The sequence below is a fragment of the Ilumatobacter coccineus YM16-304 genome (assembly GCF_000348785.1).
Classification (GTDB): Bacteria; Actinomycetota; Acidimicrobiia; order Acidimicrobiales; family Ilumatobacteraceae; genus Ilumatobacter_A; species Ilumatobacter_A coccineus.
This window is the reverse complement of record NC_020520.1, coordinates 4,446,723-4,472,813: the sequence shown is the minus strand read 5'-3', so window position 1 is coordinate 4,472,813 and position 26,091 is coordinate 4,446,723. Positions and strand designations below refer to the sequence as shown.

24 protein-coding genes, 1 tRNA gene and 1 pseudogene are annotated in these 26,091 nt (G+C 67.7%); 13 read left to right on the top strand and 13 right to left on the bottom strand.

The features are described 5' to 3' along the window. Window positions 1-45: 45 nt before the first annotated feature. The 3 genes from YM304_RS19835 to rpmG are packed head-to-tail and all read right to left on the bottom strand — an operon-like array spanning window position 46 to window position 681. The gene (locus YM304_RS19835; protein ID WP_041298472.1) at window positions 46-303 is read right to left on the bottom strand and encodes a hypothetical protein; all 258 of its coding nucleotides are present in this window, start codon (window positions 301-303) and stop codon (window positions 46-48) included. Further along, window positions 257-511 (bottom strand): type B 50S ribosomal protein L31, encoded by a 255-nt coding sequence (locus tag YM304_RS19830; protein WP_015443516.1) that lies wholly within the window; start codon window positions 509-511, stop codon window positions 257-259. Before YM304_RS19830 ends, YM304_RS19835 begins: the two co-directional genes overlap by 47 nt. Further along, complete coding sequence (gene rpmG, locus YM304_RS19825; protein ID WP_015443515.1) at window positions 511-681, bottom strand: 50S ribosomal protein L33; 171 nt, start codon at window positions 679-681, stop codon at window positions 511-513. The genes YM304_RS19830 and rpmG overlap by 1 nt, the downstream gene beginning before the upstream one ends. 120 nt (window positions 682-801) lie before the next feature. Here rpmG and YM304_RS19820 point away from each other — a divergent pair, with 120 nt between their 5' ends. Next, on the top strand, window positions 802-2,037 hold the full coding sequence (locus YM304_RS19820) for a GTP-binding protein (protein ID WP_015443514.1): 1,236 nt from the start codon (window positions 802-804) through the stop codon (window positions 2,035-2,037). A 54-nt stretch (window positions 2,038-2,091) separates the two neighbouring features. On the opposite strand, the pseudogene YM304_RS25800 reads toward YM304_RS19820, so the two are convergent. The 3 genes and pseudogenes from YM304_RS25800 to YM304_RS19805 form a co-directional block, all read right to left on the bottom strand. After that, window positions 2,092-2,202: pseudogene (locus YM304_RS25800) on the bottom strand (VOC family protein); the annotation flags it as partial. Between the two features lie 119 nt (window positions 2,203-2,321). After that, window positions 2,322-2,395, bottom strand: a tRNA-Gly gene (locus YM304_RS19810). Between the two features lie 603 nt (window positions 2,396-2,998). Then, window positions 2,999-3,466, bottom strand: coding sequence for a DUF3995 domain-containing protein (locus tag YM304_RS19805; RefSeq protein WP_083908498.1), 468 nt, complete (start codon window positions 3,464-3,466; stop codon window positions 2,999-3,001). Between the two features lie 24 nt (window positions 3,467-3,490). Between YM304_RS19805 and YM304_RS19800 the strand changes: the two genes are divergently transcribed. After that, complete coding sequence (locus YM304_RS19800; protein WP_015443511.1) at window positions 3,491-4,036, top strand: TetR/AcrR family transcriptional regulator; 546 nt, start codon at window positions 3,491-3,493, stop codon at window positions 4,034-4,036. A 122-nt stretch (window positions 4,037-4,158) separates the two neighbouring features. Here the strand turns inward: YM304_RS19800 and YM304_RS25325 are convergent, their stop codons facing one another. Next, window positions 4,159-4,827 (bottom strand): hypothetical protein, encoded by a 669-nt coding sequence (locus tag YM304_RS25325; RefSeq protein ID WP_193788177.1) that lies wholly within the window; start codon window positions 4,825-4,827, stop codon window positions 4,159-4,161. Between the two features lie 10 nt (window positions 4,828-4,837). Between YM304_RS25325 and YM304_RS25150 the strand changes: the two genes are divergently transcribed. Beyond that, window positions 4,838-5,074 carry a hypothetical protein gene (locus YM304_RS25150; RefSeq protein ID WP_162142121.1) on the top strand — a complete coding sequence of 79 codons (237 nt, stop codon included), beginning with the start codon at window positions 4,838-4,840 and terminating at the stop codon, window positions 5,072-5,074. Between the two features lie 155 nt (window positions 5,075-5,229). Here the strand turns inward: YM304_RS25150 and YM304_RS19785 are convergent, their stop codons facing one another. From YM304_RS19785 to YM304_RS19770, 4 genes are all read right to left on the bottom strand, one after another. Then, window positions 5,230-5,799 (bottom strand): tetratricopeptide repeat protein, encoded by a 570-nt coding sequence (locus YM304_RS19785; RefSeq protein WP_015443509.1) that lies wholly within the window; start codon window positions 5,797-5,799, stop codon window positions 5,230-5,232. Next, on the bottom strand, window positions 5,796-11,642 hold the full coding sequence (locus YM304_RS19780; RefSeq protein ID WP_154723570.1) for a hypothetical protein: 5,847 nt from the start codon (window positions 11,640-11,642) through the stop codon (window positions 5,796-5,798). Before YM304_RS19780 ends, YM304_RS19785 begins: the two co-directional genes overlap by 4 nt. 75 nt (window positions 11,643-11,717) lie before the next feature. Beyond that, the gene (locus tag YM304_RS19775; RefSeq protein ID WP_015443507.1) at window positions 11,718-12,197 is read right to left on the bottom strand and encodes a hypothetical protein; all 480 of its coding nucleotides are present in this window, start codon (window positions 12,195-12,197) and stop codon (window positions 11,718-11,720) included. Further along, entirely contained in the window at window positions 12,194-12,688 is a 495-nt protein-coding gene (locus tag YM304_RS19770) for a hypothetical protein (protein WP_015443506.1), read from the bottom strand. The genes YM304_RS19775 and YM304_RS19770 overlap by 4 nt, the downstream gene beginning before the upstream one ends. A gap of 110 nt (window positions 12,689-12,798) precedes the next feature. Between YM304_RS19770 and YM304_RS25145 the strand changes: the two genes are divergently transcribed. The 10 genes from YM304_RS25145 (at window position 12,799) to dcd (ending at window position 23,879) form a co-directional block, all read left to right on the top strand. Next, window positions 12,799-13,251, top strand: coding sequence for a hypothetical protein (locus tag YM304_RS25145; RefSeq protein ID WP_015443505.1), 453 nt, complete (start codon window positions 12,799-12,801; stop codon window positions 13,249-13,251). Further along, window positions 13,248-14,150, top strand: a complete 903-nt coding sequence (locus YM304_RS19760) for an HTTM domain-containing protein (RefSeq protein ID WP_015443504.1) — start codon at window positions 13,248-13,250, stop codon at window positions 14,148-14,150. Before YM304_RS25145 ends, YM304_RS19760 begins: the two co-directional genes overlap by 4 nt. A gap of 173 nt (window positions 14,151-14,323) precedes the next feature. Beyond that, window positions 14,324-14,527, top strand: a complete 204-nt coding sequence (locus YM304_RS19755; RefSeq protein ID WP_154723568.1) for a DUF6916 family protein — start codon at window positions 14,324-14,326, stop codon at window positions 14,525-14,527. Beyond that, window positions 14,524-14,970 carry a DUF6916 family protein gene (locus tag YM304_RS19750; RefSeq protein ID WP_015443502.1) on the top strand — a complete coding sequence of 149 codons (447 nt, stop codon included), beginning with the start codon at window positions 14,524-14,526 and terminating at the stop codon, window positions 14,968-14,970. The genes YM304_RS19755 and YM304_RS19750 overlap by 4 nt, the downstream gene beginning before the upstream one ends. Beyond that, window positions 14,967-21,122, top strand: coding sequence for a beta strand repeat-containing protein (locus tag YM304_RS19745; RefSeq protein ID WP_015443501.1), 6,156 nt, complete (start codon window positions 14,967-14,969; stop codon window positions 21,120-21,122). The genes YM304_RS19750 and YM304_RS19745 overlap by 4 nt, the downstream gene beginning before the upstream one ends. A 41-nt stretch (window positions 21,123-21,163) precedes the next feature. Then, entirely contained in the window at window positions 21,164-21,661 is a 498-nt protein-coding gene (locus tag YM304_RS19740; RefSeq protein ID WP_015443500.1) for a phage tail protein, read from the top strand. Between the two features lie 7 nt (window positions 21,662-21,668). Continuing rightward, window positions 21,669-22,184 (top strand): phage tail protein, encoded by a 516-nt coding sequence (locus tag YM304_RS19735; protein WP_015443499.1) that lies wholly within the window; start codon window positions 21,669-21,671, stop codon window positions 22,182-22,184. 8 nt (window positions 22,185-22,192) lie between these two features. After that, entirely contained in the window at window positions 22,193-22,720 is a 528-nt protein-coding gene (locus YM304_RS19730; RefSeq protein WP_015443498.1) for a phage tail protein, read from the top strand. 2 nt (window positions 22,721-22,722) lie between these two features. Next, window positions 22,723-23,193, top strand: a complete 471-nt coding sequence (locus YM304_RS19725) for a GNAT family N-acetyltransferase (RefSeq protein WP_015443497.1) — start codon at window positions 22,723-22,725, stop codon at window positions 23,191-23,193. A 104-nt stretch (window positions 23,194-23,297) separates the two neighbouring features. Continuing rightward, the gene (dcd, locus tag YM304_RS19720; protein WP_015443496.1) at window positions 23,298-23,879 is read left to right on the top strand and encodes a dCTP deaminase; all 582 of its coding nucleotides are present in this window, start codon (window positions 23,298-23,300) and stop codon (window positions 23,877-23,879) included. Window positions 23,880-23,925: 46 nt separating this feature from the next. Here dcd and YM304_RS19715 read toward each other — a convergent pair whose 3' ends face one another. Next, a complete protein-coding gene (locus YM304_RS19715; protein WP_015443495.1) occupies window positions 23,926-25,467 on the bottom strand; it encodes a nicotinate phosphoribosyltransferase in 1,542 nt (513 codons plus the stop codon). Next, complete coding sequence (locus YM304_RS19710) at window positions 25,464-26,075, bottom strand: isochorismatase family protein (RefSeq protein WP_015443494.1); 612 nt, start codon at window positions 26,073-26,075, stop codon at window positions 25,464-25,466. The genes YM304_RS19715 and YM304_RS19710 overlap by 4 nt, the downstream gene beginning before the upstream one ends. Window positions 26,076-26,091 lie beyond the last annotated feature (16 nt).

Sequence of the window (26,091 nt, the reverse complement as noted above, 5' to 3'; positions counted from 1 at the left end):
GAGCGACGACGTCGCCCGCTCGTTCTGCTGGTCGTCCGCTGGTCGTCAGCCCGGTCGGAGTTCGACCGCGAGGTGCATGATCGGGTCGGGCACCACGACGCCTGGGGTGAGGACGGCCCGCTGGGCCGGATCGACGAACGCGGTGACGCCGCTCGACGCGAATCGGATCGTGACGGTTCCGTCGTCGTCGAGCGTGAGTTCGTGGGTCGTCTGCCCGAAGCAGTCGATGACCTGCTCGGTGCCCAGCCCGCCGAACTCAGCCGCGATTCCGACGCCCGTACCGCTTGTTGAACCGCTCGACACGGCCGGCGGTGTCGATGATGGTCATGTTGCCGGTGTAGAAGGGATGCGTGTGATTCGACACGTCGAGCAGGACGTGTGGATACTCCTCACCGTTCTCCCACGTGGTGGTTCGGTCGGTCTGGATCGTCGAGCGGCAGATCCATCGTTGGCCGCCGGTCGAGTCCTCGAAGACCACCGGCCGGTAGTCGGGGTGGATGCCCGGCTTCATCAGCGTGTCTCCTTGAACTCGACGTGGCGTCGGATGATCGGGTCGTACTTCTTCAGCACGATCCGCTCGCGCGTGTTGACCTTGTTCTTCTTCGTGACGTATCGGTAGCCCGTGCCGGCGGTGCTCTCGAGCGTGACGATCGGTCGGCGATCTTTGTTCGCTGCGGCCATCGTTCAGTTCCGTCCGCCGTCGTGTTCCCGTTGCGGACTGTGGTGCGTGGCCGTGTCGTTCATGTTGGTCATGTCGATCATGCTAGTCGTAATGAGAATCATTATCATTACGATGATCGGATGATCACAACTCGCTCGACCCGTCCCGAATCGACGGGGTCACTCCCCACCACGGTGCTGTCCGGCTTCCTCGGAGCCGGGAAGACCACGCTGCTCAACCACATCCTCCACAACCGCGACGGCCGTCGAGTCGCGGTGATCGTCAACGACATGAGCGAGATCAACGTCGACGCGCACCTCGTCTCCGGGGAGGTGCAGCTCGACCGGACCGAAGAGCGGCTGATCGAGATGACCAACGGATGCATCTGCTGCACGCTGCGCGACGACCTGCTCGCCGAAGTCGGTCGCCTCGCCGACGAGGGGCGCTTCGATCACCTCGTCATCGAGTCGACCGGGATCAGCGAGCCGCTGCCGGTCGCCGCCACGTTCCTCTTCGACACCGGTGACGACCTCTCGCTCGTCGACCGTGCGCACATCGACTCGATGACCACCGTGGTCGACGCGCATCGCCTGCTCGACCACTTCGACGACGTCGACGAACTCGCCGAGCTGGGCATCGGTCGCGACAGTGACGACCAGCGCACGATCGCCGAACTGATCGTCGACCAGATCGAGTTCGCCGACCTGATCGTGCTCACCAAGACCGATCTGCTCGACACCGCGGACACGGAGCGGGTCTGCGCGCTGATCCGCGTGCTCAATCCCGACAGCCGAATCGAGATCGCTCCGTTCGGGCGAGTGCCGGTCGGCGAGTTGCTCGACAGTGGCCGGTTCGATCCCGACTCGACCGGTGCGTTCCCGGGCTGGGCGCAGGCGCTCAACGGTGAGCACGTGCCGGAGAGCGAGGAGTTCGGCATCACGAACTTCGTGTACCGATCGCGGTGGCCCTTCCACCCGGGCCGCCTGTTCGACCTGTTGACCGAGTCGGCGTGGGACGGCGTGCTGCGGTCGAAGGGCTTCTTCTGGGTCGCGACGCGGCCGGACGTGCAGGCGATCTGGCATCACGCCGGAGCGGCCGTCACCCTCGAGCCAGCGGGGCCGTGGCTCGCGACCATCCCTCGCGACGAGTGGGAGCTCGAGCCGGACGAGCAGGCCGACCTCGACGGACGGTGGGACCCGTTGCTCGGCGACCGGATGACCGAGTTGGTGTTCATCGGCATCGAGATGGACCACGCCGCGATTTCCGCATCACTCGACGCGTGCGTGCTGACCGTCGACGAGATCGAAGCCGGGTTCGCGGGCTGGGCCGACTTCGCCGATCCACTCCCGGCATGGGACGACCTCGACGACGACTGAGCCGCGGCCGAGCGGCCAGGCTGGGCCGATGAGCGGCGTGGTCTGATCGGTCCACTTCATCTGGACGATCTGGATCAGGTTGCCGCAGGTGTCGTCGAAGACGGCGATGATCGAGGGGCCGGCGTCGGTTGGCGTCGTGAATTCGACGCCTTGCTCGACGAGACGCACGTTGATGGTGGGCGTTCGCTGGTTGCGAACGAGGAGGTTGGCAAGGGGCCCGAAAACGACCACACTCGAACCTCCAAACGGGGCTCGGGTGTCCGGGGTGTCTCGCGACATCTGATTGGAGCGGATGACGGGAATCGAACCCGCGTTCTCAGCTTGGGAAGCTGATGTTCTACCATTGAACTACATCCGCGAAGAGCGCCGAGTGTAGCTGAACGAGCCGCCGGCAATCCACGTGACCAGGTGCAGGGAGACGTGCTGCTCTCCAGCGTCAAACGATGCGGGCTCCAACTGGCCGCTGATGACCTACATCCCGAGGTACTCCCTGGCTCGACTGGGGCGCGCAGGCTACTCATCCTGGTTCTGGCAGGACGTAGTGAGCACCACGCTTCTCGCCGCGCATCGTGAGTTTCCCGGAGTCGACCATGCGGCTGAACGATGGTGCCGCCTGGTCCGTTACGGCTGGGACAGCCCCACAACGTCTGAGCGGCGGATCGTGAGATCCTTTGACATCACGTCACAGCTATACCACGCGTATGTGATGCGCATCACCAGTTATGCGACGTTGTCGCATAACTATGCAACAGTGTCCATACGTGCTGTGGACAAGGCGAGAGCCCGAGCTGGCGGTCGCAGCGGTCCGACACGCGTGCACGGATGGTCTGGTCGTTGTTGTCGGTCGTTCCGGCTGGTGAGTCGGGTTCGATGGTTGGGGTTGATTCGGTTGCGAAGGGGCGTGATGGCACGCCGGCCGGGATCGACAGCAGCGTCGCAACGCCCCGCATGGAATACGGCCTCAGGCCGAGGAAGGCGGCACCTTCGTGGGTCGAGCGGCGACGGCGGCGCCTGCTGCCAGCGCGAGGCAGAGCGGGGAGTAGACGCGCAGGTCCCAACGGCGGAACTCGTCGGTCACGTCGATGAGTCGCGTCGCCCCTGCCACGAGACCGCCCGCCCCGCGAAGAGCGAGTGCGCCCGCGACGCCAGCGGCTCCGAGCCGAGTGAGGCGGACCGATATCGGTGCGGGGACCCTGCCGTCGGCGGCGAGCACCAGCCATGCGCCCCCGGCGACCAGACCGGTCACCGCCCACGTCGCCGGAGGCGACGGGAATGGTCGAGTTCCCACCACCAGGTCCGCGAGCTCGTCGCTCGAGTCGCGCGGCCACGTCGAACCACTCGCCCAGAGCGCGTGCAACGCGCCAGCCGCGCCGAGGCCGGCCACCGTGAACCCAACAGCCACACTTTCCATACGGTTACGTATGTTCATGTTGCGTACGGTACCGTATGCAACATGCCGAGGGCAACGCGAACTCCACCTGAGCGGTGGATCGAAGAGTGTCTCCGCACGGTGGCGAGCACCGGCGAGGCCGGAGTCTCGGTCGAACGCCTCGCCGCCACGCTCGGCGTCACCAAGGGAAGCTTCTACCACCACTTCGCCGACCGGTCCGATCTCCTGCAGCGATCCCTCGAACACTGGCAACGCCTCGCGACCGACGTGGTCATCGAAGAGCTCGAACAGGTCGACGACCCCGCCGAACGCCTCCGCGCCGTGCTCGCCGTTGCGTTCGGAGACGACGAATGGGGCACCATCGACGTCATGCTCGCCGTGTCGGCCGACCCGACAGTGCTCGCCGTGGCGAGCGCGGTGGCCGAGCGCCGCATTGCGTTCATGGCCGACGCCTACCGCCAGCTCGGCGTGCCCGATCCCGACGCCGAACGACGGGCAGCCATCGCCTACTCCACCTACCTCGGCCACTTCCACGTCGCCGCCGCACGCCCCGACCTCACCGCCGACGCCGACTACTTCGACCTACTCGTCGCAACCCTGCTCCCGTAGTCCTTCGATGCGCAGCTCCCGCGGTCGGCGACGGCGGTCATCAACGCGGGCCGAGCACCGATGCTCGTCGGAGACATCGCTCGTCGAGGGTTCGGTCGGACGGCGCCGAGCGCAGGCGTGCATCACGTGAGGCCGAGCGCGTCGGCGAGCGTGGCGAACGTGCAGCGGGCTTGCACTTCGGTGAACGTGGGAGTGTCGAGTCGGACCGCTTGCGGTGACACGTTGCCGTCGATCGTGGTGATCGAGAATCCGCCACGTCGCGACACGGTGCCGGTGGTCCCGTTCGAGACGTACTGCACGCAACGAACGGCGGTCTTTGCATCGTCGCCGTTGTAGAGCACCTCCGCGATGACCATCTCGTAGCTCCCTGCGGCCACGCCTGCATCGAGCAGAATCAGCGACGCTCGGTCGAGCGCAGCGAACGTCGCGGCGAGCTCGGTATCGGTGGCAACGATCGACGGATCAAGCGCACGGGCCGTCGACCAATCCTGCGCGGCGAACGCGTCGACGAGCGCCTGCGCGTTGAGGAGGAACGGCAACGCATCAGCGGCGAACACGCCCGATCGCAGCTCGGCCGACTCGATCTGTGGTGACCCCGGGCCACTGGTCGGCAGGGGTGGCGTCGGCAGCACCGGCGTGTCCCAGATCGTCGGGGCCACGGTCGTCGGCGGCGCGACCGTGGTCGGTGCAGCGGTGGTCGGCGGCGCCGTGGTCGGAGGAACCGTGGTCGGAGGGATCGTCGTCGGGGGAGCGGTGGTCGGAGGAACCGTGGTCGGCGCGACGGTGGTCACGGGAGCCACCGTGGTCGGCACGCCGGTCGTCGGCGCCACGGTCGTCGGCGCGAGCGTGCTCGAAGGAGCGGTCGCCAACGATGCGTCGGGCGGAGAATCGACGGTCGGGGCCGTCGCCGCGCCGGGGCTCGCGTCGTCGTCGCCCGAACGCGTCACCAGCACGAGTCCGGCACCGAGCACCGCGATCACGGCGACGACCGTCGCGACCATCAGCCCGACCGAGGGGCCGGTGCGCTCCGCCGACTGATCGAACGGTGGGGGTGACGTCGAAACAGAAGCAGCGACCGGCCCGCCGAACTCGCGACCACACGCCCGGCAGTACCGAGCATCGGCAGCGTTCAACGCCGAACAGTTCCCGCACGTTGCCTTCATCCGATCGTTCCTCTCCAGTCGAGTTGCCGCTCAGTCACCGTTGCCCGCCAGATCGCGCACGAGGCCTCGGAGCTCCCAGAACTCGTACTGCTCGGGGAGCATGTCGGCGAGGTCGTCGAGCAGCGTGGCGGCAGCATCGAGCTGATCCTGCTCCATCAGAGCTCGGGCCGTCAGCAGCCAGAGCATCGGCGACCACCGCTGCTCGGACCGTGCTGCCGTCACCGCGGCGAGCCAGTGCACCGTCGCCTCGGCGGCGCGGCCCATCCCGTGTTGCGCCCGTCCGAGCTGCACGCGCAGGCTGATCAAGCCGGGGGCCCAACGCAACCCGCGGAGCGCATACGACTCGGCGAGCTCGAAGTTCCGGTCGCGAAGCAGTTCGTCGACGACGGCGCCGAACATGGCGATCGCGGTGGCCTCGATCTTCGCGATCGCGTCCGGCTCGGCGGCGGCGAACGCCTCCACTTCGTCGACGAGCGCAGCGAGGTCGACGCGTCGCCCGAAGATGCGGTCGACGTGCTCGGCACGAACCGGTATCTCGGTATCGGGCAAGCCGACTGACGCAGCGACCTCGCGATCGGGGCGCACCAACACCCAACTCACGACGCACCCCCGGTCGAACCGCGATCCTCGAGGATCAACCGCTCCCACACCTGGTCCGCAGTCGGTATCCGATCTGCTGGATCGGCGGCGGTCTTGAGCTCGCGCTCGAGTTGATCGGCGATGCGGTCCATCCGCTGCTGCAGCTCGCGCACCTCAGGAGGCCGAAGCTGCTCCATCAACCTGATGCGCTCACCGGTCGCGTTCGCGACATGCGACGGCGTCATCCCGGTCTCGGCGAGCAGCCGGCGTTCCATGTCGACGGGTGACACCCCGTCGTTCTTGATCGTCTCCATGATCTCCATCGCTCGATCGAGCCGGGTATCGGGTTTGGGAACCGGCGTCGTCGCCGGCAACAGCCCCTGATCGACGAGGTACTCGGTCTGGCGTCGCAACGCGTCGAGTCGCGGCTGCACCTGTTTGCCGTTCTGCTTCACGATCTGGCGGACGCCCTCGGCCCGCTGGTCCTCCGACAGCTCCGACCAGTCGATGCCACCGCCGGCGCCACCCCCACCGCTCCTCGACGACGTCGGTCGGATCGCCCGGTCGCCGGAATGGTCGGCTCGCCACGCCCACTCCTCACCTTTGTGCGTCACCGTCAACCCGACCTGCTGGGCGTCGCCGATCTCACCGAACGGCCGGTTGATCACGGCGCGCACGTTGCGGTAGGCCTCGGGGTCGAGGTCGTCGGTGACCGCCTGGTCGAGTCGCTCGGCAACGCGGTCGATGGTTTGCCGGCGTGCGGCTCCGTCCAGGTCGGTCGGCGGTGGCACGCCGCGGCGCTCGGCATCGGCGAGCACCTCCGCGGGGGTGGCCGCGGGGATCCCGAGTCGCTCGCGCATGTCGTCGCCGCCGATCGCGTCGTAGAACGCGTCGTTGTAGACGGGGCGCACCTCATCCCTCGGCAACGAGAACGCCGGCGCCGTGCTTCCCGCCGGCTTCACGTACGTGGTGAAGTCACGGTCGGCACCGACACTGATCTGACCAGGCCTCGCGTTGGTCGGCTCGAACAACTGGATCTCGTTGCCGACGGTGTCGACGAAAACGTGACGGCCGTTCTCGATGCGGTCCAGCTGAAGGTCGCCTTGGATCCGGACGCCGCCGAGGCGGCCGGAGTCCTGACGGTTGATGTAGTCGGTCGCCCAGTCGAGCACCGCTGCGTCGGTCTCGTCGTACACCTCGCGCATCTGATTGACGAACACTCGCTGAACCGCCTCGGGCTGGTTCTTGATCTGTTGCAGTGCGTTCTTGTTCGTCTGGACCCGCAGTGCCGCCTCGCGTTGTGCCGCACTCAGCTCGCCCACGGTCTCGACGTCGAGGTCGATCGGACGTGTGGCGTGATGAGCGAAGTCGTCGACGGCCGCCGCGCCGACGCGTTGGTTGTTCTCCCAAGCTGCTCGACGCGCCTTGTCGTCGGGGGATCCCAACGCATCGCTGAGCCGCGCCCTGTTGCGGGCGATCTGCGCCTCGATGTCGTCGACCACTCCTCCCGGCGCGCGGGTCGCGTTGCTGTTGATGTCGTCGAGCGACGACGCCAGCGCGGACTCCCGTCGAGCATCGGTGAACCTGTCGAGCGAACGCCGACCGTCGACGCCGGCGTCGGAGAGGTCGCCCGCCCGACCGAGGTGGTGCAGCCGCTCAGACGAACGCGCTGCATCGGCTGCTCGCTCCAGATCGCGTGACGCGTCGACGAGGTTCGAGGCGTCGCGAGCCATCGACGCGCCGCCCATCGCCGGGAAGAGCTCGCCGAGAACCGCTCCGAGCGAGGCGAGTCGCTGACCGAGCGTGCGGTCTCCGTCGAGCGAATCCTTCACGTCTTGGAGCGGGCTCATCTGCATCGCGAAGCCGACGGGGTCGGCGGCGAACGCCTCGGCCATCGCCTCCCCGAATCGGCCCAGGGCCCGCGACGACTCGGAGATGTGTCGTCGGCCTTCGCCGAACTCCACGGGCGAGAGCATGCCGGCCAGGTCGTAGGCAGTGCCGCCCATGGCGTCGCTGAGAATCTCCCACGTCTCGGGGTCGTTCAAGGTCTCGTTCACCGACTGGGCGACCTCGCGCAGTTCGCCGGGCAACCCTTCGACATCGCGCAGCATGCCGTCGAACGCGTCGTCGAGCATCGCCTCGCGAACGCGAGCCGGATCAGACCAGCGCTCCTGATCGGCCTCGGCAGCCAACAGCTGCGTTTCGAGCTCGTCGCGACGTCGCAGCTGCTCGGTGAGCCGATCGACGCGGGCGCGGTCGGCGCGGATGTCGGCCAGCAGCTCGGCGTCACGTTCGAGTCGTTCGGTGCGTCGCTGATCGCGGTCGACCCCTTCGAGTCGATCGCGCTCCGCGCGCGTCATGTCGCGGAACTCCTCGCGATTCGGGTCCCAGCCGCGCACCGGGTCGTCGGGGCGTTCCGCCGGTTCGAGGTCGGTGTCGAGCAGCTCCTCCACGCGTTCGCGCCCGCCGTTGCGGTAGGCGTCGACGAGCTCGCTCATGGAGTGGCCGCTCTCGGCGATCGTGGAGCCGGCGAGCCCAGCCGCGCCGAGCAGGGACACGAGTGCGATCGCTGCGATGTCCTCTGCGTCGACGTCGTCGTCCTCGGATGCCGCCGCGTCACGGTCTGGTTCCTCGTCGTCTGGCGCGTCGCCGTCGTCGGGTTCGAGGTTCGCCGGATCGCTCGTGGCTGGCTCGGTGTCGGCCTCGCCGTCGGGATCTGCTGGCCCGTCGGTGTCGGCCTCGCCGGGTTCGGCGAATGCGGCGTCCGACTCGGCCGAGGGAGCGACGCCGTTCGCGTTCCACTCCTGAGCGAAGCGATGCCAGGTGTTCAGCACGTCGGCGATATAGGGGTCGCCGACTTCGCAGTGGTGGCAGTTGTAGAAGTAGCTACCCCACGGGAAGTTGCCGCGAATGATCGTGTCGGGGCCGTCGGCCAGATCGGTGTTGGTCCAGATCGTGACCTCGCCGTCACCGAACTCGTGGAAGGTGCGATTCAGGCAGAAGTCCTGGTCGGCGCGCTCCTGCGGGATCCCATCGGCGCCCACGTCGCACTGGATGTCCGCGTCGATCTCGTGCGGCAGCGTCCGGTCACCGAAGGTCTCGACGATGGCGCGCTGACGTTGGCCCTCGGCCTCCGGATCGACGGAGGCGAGCGAATAGATGAACTCGTTGCGGACGCCACCCTTCCGTTCGTCACCGACGTAGGCACTGCCGTTGCACGCTGGTTCGTTCGGGTCCCGAAAGACGTCGAGTAGATCGTTGGTTGCGGCCTGATCGTTGTAGCGCGGGTCCTGCCCGAACGTGGCCATCACCTCTTGGTGGACAGGGCACACCGTTCCGTGCGAATCGATCCGCGCGGGGTCGTCGAGCGCGGGAACTTCGGGGGCCCGATCGAGCGCCGCAGACACCGTGAAGCCAGGCAGTTCACAGTCGGTGTACACCGCGACCTCGGGTGCGTCGCGGCCGCTCGAATCGGTGTCGCCGACCGCGAGCGTCGAATAGATCGGATCGTCGTCGCCGATGCGTCGACTCTGGAGCACCTGGCGGCCGCACGCTCCATTGTCGAGGATTTCCGGCGGGCCGAATGGTCGTTGACCGTTGAACCCGTCCGCTAGCGAGGTCAACGCGCCCAGTTCGGCTTCGGCGACGATCGCCTCGGCCGCGTCGTCACCCTGTTGCGAGGTGCCGGTTGCCGCGTAAGACATCGAGCAGCACAGGCCGTCCGGAAGCGCCGAGAAGGTATACGTCTCTGCGAGGGCGTAGGCGTACTCCGTGCCCGCCCATGGCAGTGACCAGGCGGCCTCGACCGAGATCGGGTCGGGAATCGTTTCCAGTCCGATGGGGAGCGTCACCTCGACGAGCGGCTTCACGTTGCCGACGCCGCTGTAGCCCGCATCGAGCTGCAGCGTGGTCCAGTCGACGAGGCTGGTGAGGAAGGCTTCGGTGTCGAGCTCCGATGCGGGTTCGGCCGGCGGTTCGTCCTCGCCCTCGTCCCCGTCGTCGTTCTCGGGGGAGGGAGTCGCGAGGATCGCGTCGTGGGCACGGGCGGTCCCGACCGTCGGTCCGGCCCCTCCGGCAACCAGCGCGATGGCGGGGGCCGATACGAAGAGCAGGACCACGGCGGTGGCCATCGAGGCACGCGCGTCGCGCACTCTGGGGCGTCGCCCGACGGTGACGCCGGCAGCGAGCGCGGCCGACAACATCGTCAAGCCGATACCGACGCTGAGGATCCCGATCCGGCCGAGCAAGCCCGACAGCTGAGAGGCCGACAATCCGATGACGAACGCGATCATCGCCCACCGACTGCGCCGCGCCATCAGCCGATCGTCGGCGACACGCACCTCGAGATTGCGTCCCTGGACCAGACCGAGTGCGCCGCCGAGCAAGATCGCGACGGGAAACACCCACAGCGGGGTCGACCGCCCGAGCACGAACGTCGTCACCCCGGCAACCACGACCATGATCACGATGCGCAGCACGTCGAGTTTCGGCCGCACACGCGACTCGCGTTTCAACATGAACAGCGCCAGGGCGACGCCCAAGATCGAGAGCGGCAGGGCAATCCACCCGAAGATGCGCATCGCCAACTGGACCCATCCCGGGAATCGACTCGTCGACGGCTCGGTCGCTGCACTCGACGCGGGTGGGGTCGATGTGGCTTCGGGAAGCCCGTCGGTTGCAGCGCTCGTCGGGGTCGACTCGGTGGGTGCCGCGTCGGTCACCGGCGCGGCGACGGTCGTCTCCGGTTGCGCAGGTTCCACAGGAGCAGAAGCGGGGGCGTCGGCAGCGACCGGATCCGGCGGGGGCACCAGCGATTCGCCGCCGCCGGGCGTGAGCAGCAGCGTCGGCTGGCCCGAGCTGTAGCCGACATCCCAGACCTCGGCGAGCCACTGAGGGAGCGGCGAGTAGAGGTTGCTCTCGGGGACCGCCGCACAGTCCGCGGCGAGCGGCGCAACGAGCGAGAGCATCGCATCGAGCTCCGCCCGCGCTGCCTCGACGTCGTATGCGAGCGCCGGGCTCAGCGGATCGATCGTGCCGTAGACCGCTGACGCACCGGGCCCGTCGACGGTGGTGATGCCACCGTCGAACCGATCGACGGCCGAGCATGGCGTGATCTTGGCCCTGTCGGCGGCGGTCGCCGACGCATAGGTGACCGACACGCGCACCTCGCTGTCGACGATCGGAGTATCGACGTCGATGGCGTCGTAGTCGATCCGGTACTCACACCGGAGGGTCCACACGCCGTTGTCAGCTCTCGCTTCGGCGGTTCCGTCCTCGTTGCCGAAGAAGTCGTCGAAGGGCACGGGGCCGATCTCCGTTGCACACGTGTGGATCGGCGCGCACGGCTCCGAGACAGGTTCGAACGCGACGATCAACTGGGTGGCCGCATCGACGAAATCGTCGAAGGCCGCAGGTCGCCCCTCTTTCAGCAGGCTGATCGAGGCATCGACGGAGGCGTTGCCGAGGCCGACCGTGAACAGGTCGTTCGCAAAGTCGCTGGGTTCACGATCGTCGGTCGGGATCGATGTCGTGCAACCGCTGCCGCCGGGTTGGCCGAGGTCGATCCATCGGATCGTGATGTCGAACCCCTGGGTGTAGACGCACGTCAGCGACCCGCCGGTCTCATGAACGTTGACGCGTCGGTTGGTCGGCGCCAATGAACCCACGTTCGGGCAGACGATCGGTGCCGCCGCCCCTTCGTCGGGCGCTGTCGTCGGCGGAGCTGCCGACGCCGCGAGTGGCGATGCGAACGGCATCAGCGCCGTCAACGACACGACGGCGACGACGAGACGCAGAAGTGAGGCAAACCGGTGAGGGCGCGACGAAGAGCTCATCACCCCACAAGTGTGACACGGGTGTTCCACCCGCCGTGACGCCGTGCTGGTGACCGCGCTACACGGTGGCGCAGTCGTCGAGAACGTCGAGGGCCGTTGGTGTCATCACGTCTTTCGTCGGCGTGCCAGTTCGGCGAGTCCGCCGAGGCGGCGCACTGCGTCGATGGCTATCTCCATCGCTTCGGCCCCGCCTACACCTTCGCCGTCGCCGCCACCGGCCGTGAACCGTGCTCGTTCCGTCGCGATGATCTGTGCAATCGGAGTGGCAGCCGCTCCGAGATCGAGCTGTGCGCCGCCGCTCTGGGCGCGCCAGAACTGATGGAGATGATCGAGCAGCACCCACGCGTGCTGATCGGGCGCACTCGGCGCGTCGGCCACCAGCGCCGCGAACATGTCCCGCACGCCAGTCGCGCATGCCGCCGGATCGTCGCGGTGGAGCGCCATGATCGAGCTTCTCCAACTCCCCAGCACCCAGTGCTCCCCGTGACCGATCCCGCTTCGATCGTGTACGAAGTACCGGCCTCGGCCGAGTGCGAACGCAAGGAGTTCGTTGCGGTCGCTCGCTTCTCGGAACAGCGTGCTCATGCGGCCACCTCGGCGGGCCTGCGAGACGACGAGTACGCGATGCCACCCGCGCACGCCGCCAACGCGGCGCACAACGCGGCGAACGCCCAGAACGGAACCGTGTTTGCGACGAACTCGCCGTTGTCGAGGAGATCGGCTCCATCCGGATCATCCGGCATGTACAGCACGGACAGCTCGTCGAGCGCACCGAGTTCGGCGTATCGATCGGCCGCGATCGGCTGAGTCGCCGACGACTGCGCACCGTCGCCGAGTCGGAAGCCGAACTCGACTCGGTCGTCGGAGTAGGTGTCGTATCGACCCGTGTTCGGGTTGAGTCGCCGTTCGTCGCGTTCGATGAACGAACGCCACTCGACAGCGGCTTCGACGCCGTCGTTTCGCAGTTCTGCCCGCTCGGCCGACTGCCGCAACTGCAGCACGGTGAAGAGCACGGCCCCGACGAAGAATCCCGTTGCGCAGATCATCATGATGAGTGCCTGCGCGCGGTTTCGCACAACGCGAGGGTACCGAGCGGCGCGGCACGGCGACGGGACCGTCGGAGAATCCACTCGTCGGCGAAGGTGAGTCGGGTTGAAGCGGTGCGGCTGCCCGGCGACACTGGGGCATGCGCTCGAATCAGGCGCTGAGGCGCGAGTACCGGTTGGCCGTGACCGCGCTCGTCGTCCTCGCGCTCGTCGCTCCGGTGCTGCTCGATCGCGACAGCTTCCCGTTGTCGACCTGCCCGATGTACTCAGGGGCACGCGGGACGCATTCCACGCTCGTGACGGCGTACGGCATCGACAAGGACGGAGAGCGGCGGGGGCTCACGCCCACGTTGATCGGGGCCAGCGACGATCCGCTCGTCGTCGCCGGACGTTTGCGTGCGGCCCTCGCATCCGACCGAGTCGGCGTCCGCTGCTCCGAGATCGCGCAACGAGTGTCGAGGCGCCCGAGCCTGGCGGAGGTCGTGTCGATCGAGGTCGTCAGCGAACGTCACGACACAGTGGCGCGCACGCGCGGCGAGGCGAGCCTGTCCCACCGCGATGTCCACGCGATCTGCGAGGTGGAGCGGGCGTGAAGCGGGTTCTCGACGCGGAGGCGCCCGGGGAGCGGCTCGCCGCGTTTCGCATCGTGGCCGGCGTGTTCGTCGTCGGCTATCTCGTGCTTCGCCTTCCCGTCTTCCTCGCGCTCGGCGACCGTCCCGCCGCGGACTTCGAGGCAGTCGGCGTCCTCGCCCCGCTGTCGTCGCCGCCGTCGAGAGCCGTACTGGTTGCATGCATCGTCGCGGCCGGCGCGTCCGGAATCGCCTCGACGCTCGGCTGGCGGTACCGACCGGCGGCCGTGACGTTTGCTGCGTCGATGCTGCTCCTCACGACCTTGCGAGGATCGTGGGGCCAACTGTTGCACTTCGAGAACCTGATGGTGCTCCAACTCGTGGTGCTCGCCGCGTCGCCCGCCGCCGACGTGTGGTCGCTCGACGCGAAGCGCCGTGCGCCGACGGCACCCACAGCCCTCCCGGGGTCATCGGTTCGCTACGGCTGGCCGCTCGCGGTCGCCTCGCTGGTCACGACGATCACCTACGTGATCGCCGGCGTCGCCAAGCTTCGCTACGGCGGGCTCGACTGGATTTCGGGCGACACCCTTCGGAACCACATCGCGTACTCGGCGGCACGGCTCGACGTGCTCGGCGGAAACCCGCCGGTGTTCGCCCGCACCGCGGTCCGTGCCGAGTGGATCCTGGGCATCGCCGCCGTCGGTGCCGTGGTGATCGAGCTGTCGGCGCCGGTGATCTTCGTCGGTACACGTCTTCGCAACGCCTGGGTCGCTGCGGCCTGGCTGGGGCACGTCGGCATCCTTCTCACGATGGGTGTGGGCTTCCCGTCAGCGCTGTTCGGTGTTGCCTACGCGCCGTTTTTCGCGTTGGAACGTGTCCGCGCACGGGGGCAGACCCGAGGTGTGGCGCGGACTTTCTGTTGAACGTCAATGTCGCGACAAAGCCACTCGCACGGCCCGTGCCGCGTCTACAGTTCGCACTCGCCGCTGACGGTCAGCGACGGGAGGGACGACGACACACCATGGAGACCGCGCCACATTCGCGATGGCTGAACGCGCTCGACCGTGAGTGTCACATCGGAAGTGACGCGCTGCGCGTGGTCGACGTCTCCGAGATGCGGGTCCGCGACGGCCAGTCGACCTTCTCCGTGGTTCTCGAACTCGCCGACCCTCGCCGGGTCGAACAAGGCACCTACGACGTCGACCTCGGCGACGGCGCACCCGTTCCCGTCTTCCTCGTGCCCATCTCCGAACACCGTCTCGAGGCCGTCTTCAACACGATGATCGAGGAATCGGCATGAGCGCCCCGTCCGAACGAACGCCCAGGATCTCTCGCCGCGGCGTCATCGTCGGTGGCACCGCACTGGCTGCGGGTGCCGCCGTCGGCCCCGGCCGTGGCCTCATCGGCCTCCTCGGCTGGTGGAACGACCCGGCCCGACTCGAACGATCGAGCATGCAGCAACACCTCGCCGAACGATTCGCGCTCGCCGCCCCCGACGGCGGAACGATCGAACTCGTCCTGCAGCAGATCGACGAACTCCCCACCCGCGAAGTGTCGAACCCCGAGGGCCAGTTCGCCGCACGCTTCGCCGCACCGAGCGGAACCTCGCTCGCCCAAGACACGTACGCCATGTCGAGCCCCCGATTCGGCGACATTCAACTGTTTCTCTCCCCGGTGCACGACACAGCCGGGAACGTCGCCGCCTACGAGGCGCTCTTCAACCGCCCAGAGGTCACGTCATGAACCCGTCCATCCGCAACGCGATCCGGACCGCACTCGCCGCGACGCTCACGGTGAGCGCCGTCGCCACGTCGGCCGGTCAGGCCTCGGCCGAGCCCGTTGCCGACGACGCGCTCGTCGTGTTCGCCAACTCGACCACCGAAGAAACCCTCGTCTCGCTCGCTCCGAGTCGCTTCGCCGACACGCGCCTCGACGGAACCACCATCGACGGTGAGTCGCAGGCGACCGGACTGATCGACGCCGGCGAGACGATCGAGGTCGTCATCGGTGGACGCGGCTCCGTCCCCGCCGATGCGACCAGCGCCGTGATGAACCTCACCGCGGTCACCCCGACCGGCAACGGCTACATCACCGCCTACGACTGCGACCTCGATCGGCCGCTCACCGCATCGCTCAACTTCGCCACCGGTGTCAACGTCGGCAACGAAGTGGTCACGGCGCTGTCCGGCACCGGGAGCCTCTGTCTCTACGCGAGCACGGCGACCCACCTCACCGTCGACGTCGCCGGCTACGTGCCCGCCACCAGTTCGATCGAGCCGATCGCACCATGGCGCCTGCTCGACACCCGGCCCACCGGCACGACGGTCGACGGCGTGTCGCAAGGCGACGGTCGCACCACCCCTGGCGTGTCGACCGTGGTCCGCGTCGCCGGACGCGCCGGGATTCCCGAGGCCGCCGACGCGGTCATCGCCAACGTGATCGCCGTGCGGCCGACCGCCACCGGCTTCGTGAGCGCACACCCGTGCCTCGACCCTGCACCCTCCACGGCCTCGCTCAACTACGTCGCCGACGTCAACCGCGGCAACGAACTGCTGCTCGACCTCGACGGCAACGGCGACGTCTGCATCGAGACCTCGACCGAGGTCGACCTCGTCCTCGACGTGGTCGCCTACATCCCCGCCGGCACCAACCTGAAGACCACCTCGCCCGTTCGACTCGCCGACACCCGCCTGTCCGGCGAAACAGTCGACGGCGAGTACGAAGCCGACGGCCGCCTGGGAGCAGGCGACGAGTACACGATTCGCATCGCCGGGCGCGGTGGCGTCCCTGCCGATGCCCGGTCGGGCGTCCTCAACCTCGCCGTCGTCAACCCCTCGGGCAACGGCTACGTCACCATGCACCCGTGTCAGGATCCGCGACCCGTCGCGGCATCGGCCAACTTCACCGCCGGTGTCACCGGCGCCAACGAACTCCTCGCCGAACTCGACGAGAACGGCGACGTGTGCGTGTTCACCAGCGCAGCAGCCGACCTCGTCGTCGACGCGTCGGGCTTCCTCGCCGAACTTCCCGCCGGCCCAGGCGAGGCCGACCTCTCGATCGCCGTGACCGACAGCGCCGACCCGGTCGCCGCCGGCGACTCGCTCTCGTACACGATCACCGTCGACAACGCCGGCCCCGACGACGCCACCGGAGTGACCGTGATGGAGACGCTGCCCGCCGGCGTCACCTTCGACTCCACGACCGGATGCGGCGAAGACCCGAACGGCGTCGTGTCGTGCACCTTGGGCACCATCGCGACCGGTGACTCGGCCAGCTTCACCGTCGACGTCACCGTCGACGCGTCGACGTCGGGCGTCATCACCAACCAGGCTGCCGTCTCGTCCGACCTCACCGACCCCGACACGAGCGACAACGTCGTCAGCGAGACCACCACGGTCGACGGCCTCGGCACGATCAACATCGTCAAGCTGAGCGACCCGTCGGGCGGCACCGGCTACGCGTTCACCGACGACATCGCCGCCCCCAACTCGTTCTCGCTCGACGACACCGAGACCAAGACCTTCACCGACGTCGCGATCGGCACGTACGTCGTGACCGAGGTCGACCCCAGCCCGCAGACGCTCACCGCGATCGTGTGCGACGACGGAACGAGCACCACGCCGAGCACCGTCGACGTCGGCACCCGCACCGCGACCATCGAGGTCGACCCGGGCGAGAACGTCACCTGCACCTTCTCGAACAACCGCAACCTCGCACCCACGATCACGACCGCAGCAACCGCCAACGCGGCGGAGAACCAGACCGCGGCGGTCGACGTCGACACGACCGACGACTTCAGCTCCGAAGGGGCCGGCCTCACCTACTCGATCACCGGAGGCGCCGACGCGGCCGCCTTCTCCATCGACGCCGCCACCGGAGCGCTGACGTTCGACGCGGCGCCCGACTTCGAGTCGCCGGCCGACACCGGAGCCGACGGCACGTACGACGTGCAGGTCACCGTCACCGACGCCGGCCCGGGCACGCCGCTCACCGACGTCCTCGACCTGGCGATCACCGTCACCGACGTGAGCGAAGCCCCGTCGATCACCACCGTGGCGACCGCCCTCGCTGCCGAGAACCAGACTGTCGTCACCGACGTGCAGTCCACCGATCCGGAGGGCGACACCGAGGGCTCGGGTCTCACCTACAGCATCACCGGCGGTGCCGATCAGGGCGACTTCTCGATCGTGGCGGCGACGGGCGTGCTCACCTTCGACAGCGCCCCCGACTTCGACACGCCCGGCGACACCAACGCCGACAACGTGTACGAGGTGCAGATCACCGTCACCGACTCCGACTCGATGACCGACGTGCAAGACCTCGCGGTCACCGTCACCGACGTCAACGAAGCACCGACCATCACCTCGGGCAGTGCCGTGTCGGCCGCCGAGAACCAGACCGCCGTGACCGACGTGCAGTCCACCGATCCGGAGGGCGACACCGAGGGCTCGGGTCTCACCTACAGCATCACCGGCGGTGCCGATCAGGGCGACTTCTCGATCGTGGCGGCGACGGGCGTGCTCACCTTCGACAGCGCCCCCGATTTCGACACGCCCGGCGACACCAACGCCGACAACGTGTACGAGGTGCAGATCACCGTCACCGACTCGGGTTCGCTGACCGACGTGCAGAACCTCGCGGTCACCGTCACCAACATCAACGAAGCGCCCGTCGTCACGACCACCGCCGGCACCACCGCCTTCACCGAAGACGGCGGCGCGGTCGTCGTCGACGCCGGGGTCACGGTCACCGACCCCGACAGCACGGTGCTCGACACGGCAACCGTCACCATCACCAACCTGCAGGACGGAGCGAGTGAAGTGCTCGCCGCGACCGCGACGGGCGGCATCGTCGCCGGCGACATCAGCTACGCCGCTGGCGTCCTCACCATCGACCCCGCCACCGGTCAGTCGCTCGCCGACTTCCAGGCGGTGTTGCGATCGGTCACCTACACCAACGCGAACAACACGCCCGACACCACCGCCCGCGTCGTCCGATTCGTCGTGAACGATGGCGCCATCGACTCGGCCGACGCCGACAAGACGGTCAGCGTCACCGCCGCCAACGACGCACCCACGCTGACCGCCCCTGGCACCTACGCCTCGATCGGCAACGTGGGTATCGACGTGCCCGCCTCGGCCGGCCTCATCCAGGGGGCCACCATCACCGACGTCGACTACTCCGGAGCCTTCACCATCGGCGGCACCGTGCCGACCACCTCCGCACAGGGCGGCGGAGTGGCCGTCAACCCCAACTCCGGTGGCTTCGTCTACGAACCGCCCGCCGGCTTCACGGGCAACGACACCTTCACCTACCAGGTGTGCGACGGCGGAACGCCCGCGCCGTCGGCCTGTTCCACCGCCGCCACGGTGACCATTGCGGTCAGCGCACCGATCTGGTTCATCGACGACGCCGCCGCTGCCGGCGGTGACGGCACCCGCGTCGCGCCGTTCAAGACGATCGGCCAGTTCAACGCCGCCGGCGGCCCCGCCGCCAACCACGGCGTCTTCCTCGCCGACGGCACCTACACCGACGGCATCGTCCTGGCGGACGGTCAACGAGTCATCGGCGAGGGCACCACGGGCACCACGCTCGCCGGAGCCCTCGGCATCACCACTCCCACCCACAGCGAGACCCTGCCCAGCCTGGACGGCACGTCGCCGACCATCTCGTCGACCACCGCCGACGGCATCGCACTTGCCGAAGACAACACGGTCCGCGGCCTCGACGTGGCCAACACCCCGGCCGGTCACGCGCTCGCCGGCACCGTCGTCGGGACGCTCACCGCGTCCGAGATCGACGTGTCGGGCACCGGTGGCATCATCGAAGTCGCCACCAGCGGCAACCTCGACGCCGTCTCGCTCGACACCCAGGTGTCGACCAGCACGATCAGCGGAGCATCGGCGATCGACCTCAACGGCCTCACCGGCACCACCGGCTACAGCGGTGGCATCGTCTCGATCAGCGGAGCGTCGGGCTCGGCGATCGAGATCACCGGCGCAACGGCGCCGGTCGCGTTCGCCTACGCCACCATCAACGGCGGTCAGAAGGGCGTCGAACTCACCAACAACTCCGCCACGTTCTACATGGCCGGAGCGATCGGCGGGTCGGGGTCGACCACGCAGGAAGCGGTCGACATCGACGGAGGTTCGGGCAACGCCACCTTCACCACGGCGATCTCCAACAGCCAGGGTCGAGCGGTCGACATCAATGGTCGGACGGGTGGCGTGATCACGTTCACGGGCTCGATCGACGACACCGGCGGTGCGGGCGTCGCGCTCACCAACAACTCCGGCTCGTCTCAGATCACGTTCACTGAATACGTGCACCTCACCAACTCGACCGGCACGGCAGTCACGGCCACGAGCAACAGCGGCGCGACGATCTCGTTCGCCGACCTCGACGTCACGAACACCACGAGCAACCAGACCGGGCTGCTCGTGTCGAACTCGGGCACGTTCTCCACCACGTCCGGCACGATCAACACCGGCCAGGCCACTGCCGTCGATCTCGACAACACGAACCTCGGCGTCGTGCTCGACAGCGTCACCTCGACCGGCGGAAGCGCCGTCGGCATCGACATCCGCAACACCACGGGCACGTTCACGGTGAACGGAGACGGAGCGTCCGGTCCGGGAATCACGGCCAACAACGGCTCGGGCGGCACCATCCACACGAAGACGGGAGATGCCATCTACCTCGACACAGCGACCGGCATCTCGCTCAACTACCTCGACATCGGCGCAGCCGGAGCACTCGGCAACATCGACGGCAACGGCGTGCGAGCGAACGCCGTCGCCGGGCTCACCATCACGCGGTCCGACTTCCTCAACGTCGCCGACCAGACATCCCCCGACGAAGCGGCGGTGATGGTGACAGCACCCACCGGTGCGTACACGATCGCCAACACGTCGTTCGATCGATCGCACGACGACCACGTTCGCATCACGAACGCGAACGGAAACCTCGCGTCGCTGTCGGTCACCGACAGTCGCTTCACCGACAACAACGACAGCGGTCAGGGAAACGACTCGCTGCTCTACCTGGGCGACAACAGCAGCGACGCCACGATCGTCGTGGCGGGCAACACCTTCGAAGACAGCGACGGCGACCACGTGCAGGTGTCGTTGAACGGCAGTGCCAGCGCTGACGTGACCATCGGCGGACCACTCGGCACCGACGGCAACACGATGCAGGTCAACGGTGGCGAAACGGTGGTCGGATCGGGAATCACCCTGAGCGCCGGCAACTCCTACTCGGGCTCGCTCACCTACTCGATCGAGAACAACAGCATCCAGGGTGCGGTGGGCCGCGCGATCAACGTCAACCTCGAGTCCTCCACCTCGGACGGCTCGTTCGACGGTGACATCACGAACAACGTCGTCGGCACGCCCGGCACCCCCGGCTCGGGCGGATACGGCGTGGGCGTCATCAGCAACGGCGCCGGCACCTCGACCGTCGACCTCACCGGCAACTCGGTGCGGTCGTGGACCGAGAGCGGTATCAGCCTCGAGGCTCGCAACGGCAGCAACCGCCTGAATGCGACCTTGGAGAACAACACGATCCTCGAAGGGGCCGATGACATCTTCTACTTCGCCGGCCTGTTCGTGGCCAGCGGCGCCCTCGCCACCGACACCACTGCGGTCTGCCTCGACGTCGGCATGTCGGGTGGCAACAACACCTTCGATCAGATGCCCGACCCGACCTTCTCGTTCGGAGATGCCTACATCGGCACGCTCGGGTCGAGCACCATCGCGATCAGCGGCTACGTCGGCGCACCAAACGACGCAGCGGCGATCCAGAGCGACATCGCGAGCGACAACGTCGGCAACCCGTCGGTGGATGTCTCCGCCTCGGGCGGCGACATCAGCGGCGGAGGTGCCTGTGCCGTCTGACCGAACACACCGACCGCCGAGCCCTGCAGCGAAAGGACACCATGTCTGAACCGTTTCTCGCCGAGATCCGAATGATCGGCTTCGACTTCGCTCCCCGCGGGTGGGCGTTCTGCGACGGTCAGATCTTGCCGATCAACCAGAACCAGTCGCTCTACTCACTGCTGGGCACCGACTTCGGCGGCGACGGGCGAACCACACTCGGGTTGCCCGACCTGCGCGGCCGGACACCCATCCACGTCAGCAACGAGCACCATCACGGCCAGAAGGGCGGTGAGGAGACGCACTCGTTGACCACCGCCGAGATGCCTGCACACTCGCACGGCCACCAGGCATCGTCGGCCAACGCCGACTCGCCACTCGCGGCCGATGGTGCTCTGGCGGCATCGCTCAACGGCTACGCGTCACCCGACGCGCTGGTCGACCTGCGCCCGGGCACGATTGCGTCCGCCGGTGCCAACCAGGGCCACGACAACATGCAGCCGTGGACCGCGCTCTATTTCTGCATCGCGCTGAGCGGGCTGTTCCCGTCGAGGAGCTGAGGAGATCATGTCTGAACCATTCGTCGGTGAGATCCGTATGTTCGCCGGAGATTTCGCACCCCGAGGTTGGGCATTGTGCGACGGCCAACTCCTGGCGGTGAGTCAGAACGACGCCCTGTTCTCGCTGTTGGACACGATCCACGGCGGCGACGGTCGGACGACGTTCGGACTGCCCGACATGCGCGGTCGGATTCCGATCCACGCAGGCAACGGTCCGGCGCTCTCCATACGCCAGCTCGGCCAGAAGGGCGGCCAGGAGCGGGTGACGATCACCCAACCCGAGCTTCCGGCCCACTCCCACGACGCCCGGGCATCGACGAACTCCGCGACCGACAACCAGCCCGAGGGCAAGGTCGTGTCCAGCTCGTCGGCCACGTCGAAGTTCGTCGAGACCGCACCGACCCACAACATGGCCCCGACCGTGCTCGACGCCGGTGGGAGCCAACCGCACGACAACCTCATGCCGTTCCTGTGCGTCAACTTCATCATCGCCCTCTTCGGCATCTACCCGTCGAGAAACTGAGAAGCATCATGTCTGAACCGTTCGTCGCCGAGATCCGGATCTTCGCGGGCAGCTTCGCTCCACGCGGGTGGGCCGTCTGCAACGGCCAACTGCTGCCGATCGCGCAGAACACCGCACTGTTCTCCTTGATCGGCACCATCTATGGCGGCGACGGTGAGACCACCACCGCCTTGCCCGATCTGCAGGGCCGAGCGCCGATGCACCCGGGCCGCGGGCCTGGTTTGACGAGCCGCAGGATCGGTCAGCGAGGGGGCACCGAGGAGATCGAGCTCACCGAATCGCAGATGCCACAACACACGCACGTGCCCTGGGGCGCGAACACTCCGCTGGGGCAGGTCCAGTCGCCGACGTCGCAGACGACCCTCGGCCGGGTTCGGGGTGGCACCGCCTACCAGGCCGAGCCGCTCAGCGACCTGGTCGACCTCGCCCCCGAGTCGTTGAGTACCGAAGGCGGATCGCAGGCGCACAACAACATGCAGCCGTTCCTCGCGGTCCACTTCATCATCGCCCTCATCGGCCTCTACCCGACGCGTTAGGGATGCTGCTCCGGCCGGCGACCCCTGGCGACGTCGACTTCCTGCGTGAGCTGTACGCCGACACTCGAGCCGAAGAGTTCGTCGGCATCGGATGGCCCGCCGACCAGATCGCCACGCTGCTGGCCATGCAGTTCGAGGCGCAGCACACCGACTACACGCGCCGGTTTCCGGCGTCGAGCCACGACATCGTGCTCGACGGACTCGCACCGATCGGCCGCATCTGGGTCAACCGGGCACCCGACGAGATCCGTCTCCTCGACCTCGCGATCCACAGCAGCTTCCGCAACCGTGGCATCGGCAGTCGCCTGATCCACCAGCTGCAAGCGGAAGCGACGTCGGCGGGTCGACCGCTGCGCCACAGCGTCGTGAAGGAGAACCTCGCGGCGCTGCGGCTCTACCACCGCCTCGGATTCGAGATCGTCGGCGGCGTCGAAAGCCACCACCTCATGGAATACACCGCCCCGACCCCCTGACCACGTCATCCGGTGTCTGACACCATTTGATGCGTCATCGGGTGTCTGACACCGATTGACGCACCGCGGTCTGGCGGCGGGACTGGGTTGGGTATCGTGCCAGCGTGATTCTGTCCGACCGGTCCATCCGTGAACAGCTCGACGCCGGGCGCATCGTCATCGACCCGCTCGACGAGTCGCTGATCCAGCCGTCGTCGATCGACGTGCGCATCTCCAACCTGTTCCGCGTCTTCCGCAACCACACGCGCGGCATCATCGACGTGAAGGAAGACATGCTCGACCTCACCGAGCCGATCGAGATCCCGGCCGGCGACGACGGCGTGGGCGACGACCCGTTCATCCTCCACCCCGGTGAGTTCGTGCTCGGCTCGACCTACGAACGCATCGCGGTGCCCGACGACCTCGTCGGCCGCGTCGAAGGCAAGTCGTCGCTCGGACGCCTCGGGCTGCTCATCCACTCGACCGCCGGCTTCATCGACGCCGGGTTCGACGGCCACATCACGCTCGAACTCGCCAACGTCGCGAGCCTGCCGATCACGCTGTACCCGGGCATGAAGATCGGCCAGGTCAGCTTCATGCAGATGACCAGCGCTGCCGACCACCCGTACGGCGCCGGTGCCAAGGGGTCGAAGTACCAGGGTCAGCGCGGCCCCACCCCCTCGCGCTACTTCGAGAACTTCGGCTGACCGCCACGAGCCTGACGGCCGGTTGCAGCCCGCTCGCTCCGCCTGACTATTTCGCGCGTGTGACGAGGTCGGCGCGCAGCTTGTGGAGTTCGTCGGTGATCGACACGTGATAGCGGTGCGGGTTGACGAGCCGTCGCACGCCGGGGTCGAGATGATCGAGATCGGTCGCGCAGCGCGCCGCCAACTCGTCGATCGACGCTCCGCTCTCGGGCGTGACGAGCAGCGGCTCGACACGAGCGATGTCGGCGCGCCTGATGATCTGGTTGACGCCCGAGTGATTCGGGTGGTGCACCACGTTCTCGTCGAGCGGCAGCGGCTCCTCGTCGCTCAAGCCGATGAGGTCGACGATGGCGACGTCGCGGTGGTCGTACAGGCGCCACACCGCCTTGCGGCCGGGCAGCGGGATCTTGCCCGGGTCCTCGGAGATCTTGATCGCGGGCGTCCACTCGCCGTGCTCGTCTTCGATGCCGACCAACTTGTACACCCCGTTGAGCGCTCCCGACCCGTGTGACGTGATGAGCCGAGTCCCGACGCCGTAGACGAGGCGCTGACGGATCGGGTTGGGATCCATCCCCTCCCGCTCGGCCTCGTCGGCGATCTGAGTGAGGATCTGCCAGATGTTGAGCTCGTCGAGATCGCTCGACAGCACGATCGACACGCCGGGATAGCCCGCTGCGTCGAGCAGCTTCGCCGTCTGCACCGCCAGGTAGGCGAGGTCGCCCGAATCGAGTCGCACGCCGACCGGCTCGTGGCCGTCGGCACGCAGTTCGTCGAACACGGTGATCGCATTGGGCACGCCCGATGCGAGCGTGTCGACGGTGTCGACGAGCAGGATGCACTCGTCGGGGGCGGCCTGGGCCATGGCCCGGAACGCGCCGAGTTCGCCATCACCGATCGCCATGTAGGCCTGGACGAGCGAGTGCGCGTGGGTGCCGATGGGCTGGCGACCGAGTGCGATCGCCGCCTCGACGTTCGACGTCGAGACGCAGCCACCGATCAGCGCTCCACGGATGCCTTCGTTCACTCCGGTCGCCGGGCCGCGCCGCATCCCGAACTCCAACACTCGGCCGCCGCGTGCGCTGCGCACGACCCGCGCCGCCTTCGTGGCGATGAGCGTCGGGTAGTTGAAGTGGTTGAGCAGCGACGTTTCGAGCAGCTGACACACCGCGAGCGGCCCGGTCACCGTGACGATCGGGATGTGCGGGTGCACGACGCGCCCTTCGGCGATCGCGCGGACCTCGATGCCCTCGAAACGGTCGGGTGCCGCCAACCAGTCGAGGAACTCGGTACCGAACACCGGGGTGCCGGTGGGGGAGGTCATCGCGGCGAGCGCCTCGATGTGCGAGTCGTCGATGCGGAGCCCGCCGAGCCATCCCATGAACGGCTCGAGCCCGGCGCTCACGCAGTAACCGGCCTGGTGCGTGCCGTAGTCGGGCGTCGATCGGAAGAAGTGGTCGAACTGCGCGGCGCGTTCGGAGATGCCCTGGGTGACGTACACCTGCGCCATCGCCAGCTCGTACATGTCGGTGAACAGCGGACCGCGCGTTTGGACCCAGCGACCGGTGATGGCCGACGCGAGGGAGGTCACGACGTGGAGCCGATCACGATCACACCGGCATCGTTGAGCTCGTCGATGGTACGGGTGTGAGTGTCGGCGTCGGTGTAGACCGGTCGGGTCGCATCCCACACGACGAACGTCTCGAAGTCTTCGGTGGCAGCGCTCTGCGCGGTGGCCGACACGCAGACATCGGTGGCGAGGCCGACCACGACGACGCGTTCCACACCGCGCTCTCGCAGCAAGCCGGCGAGGCCGGTCGGGATGTCGACGTCGCCGCCCGGTTCGCGCATCGAGAACGCCGAGTAGCCGTCTTCGCCGTTGGTGCCCTTGCGGATGACGGCGCTCGCGCGATGGTTCGGGTCGAGCCCGTCGACGAGCTCGGCTCCCCAGGTACCGGCGACGCAATGCGTCGGCCACACGCCACCGTCGTCGATGAAGTGCGGGGTCGAGGCCGGGTGCCAGTCCTGCGTGAGCACGACGAGTCCGCCGTCGCCGGCGACCTCCTCGATCTTGTCGTTGATGGCACCGACGATGGTGTCGCCACCTTCGACGAAGAGCGATCCGTCGGGGTGCCCGAAGTCGTTCTGCATGTCGACGACGATCAGCGCCGTGCGGGCATCGTGCTGCGAAGTGGTCACGAACCGAGCCTACGCA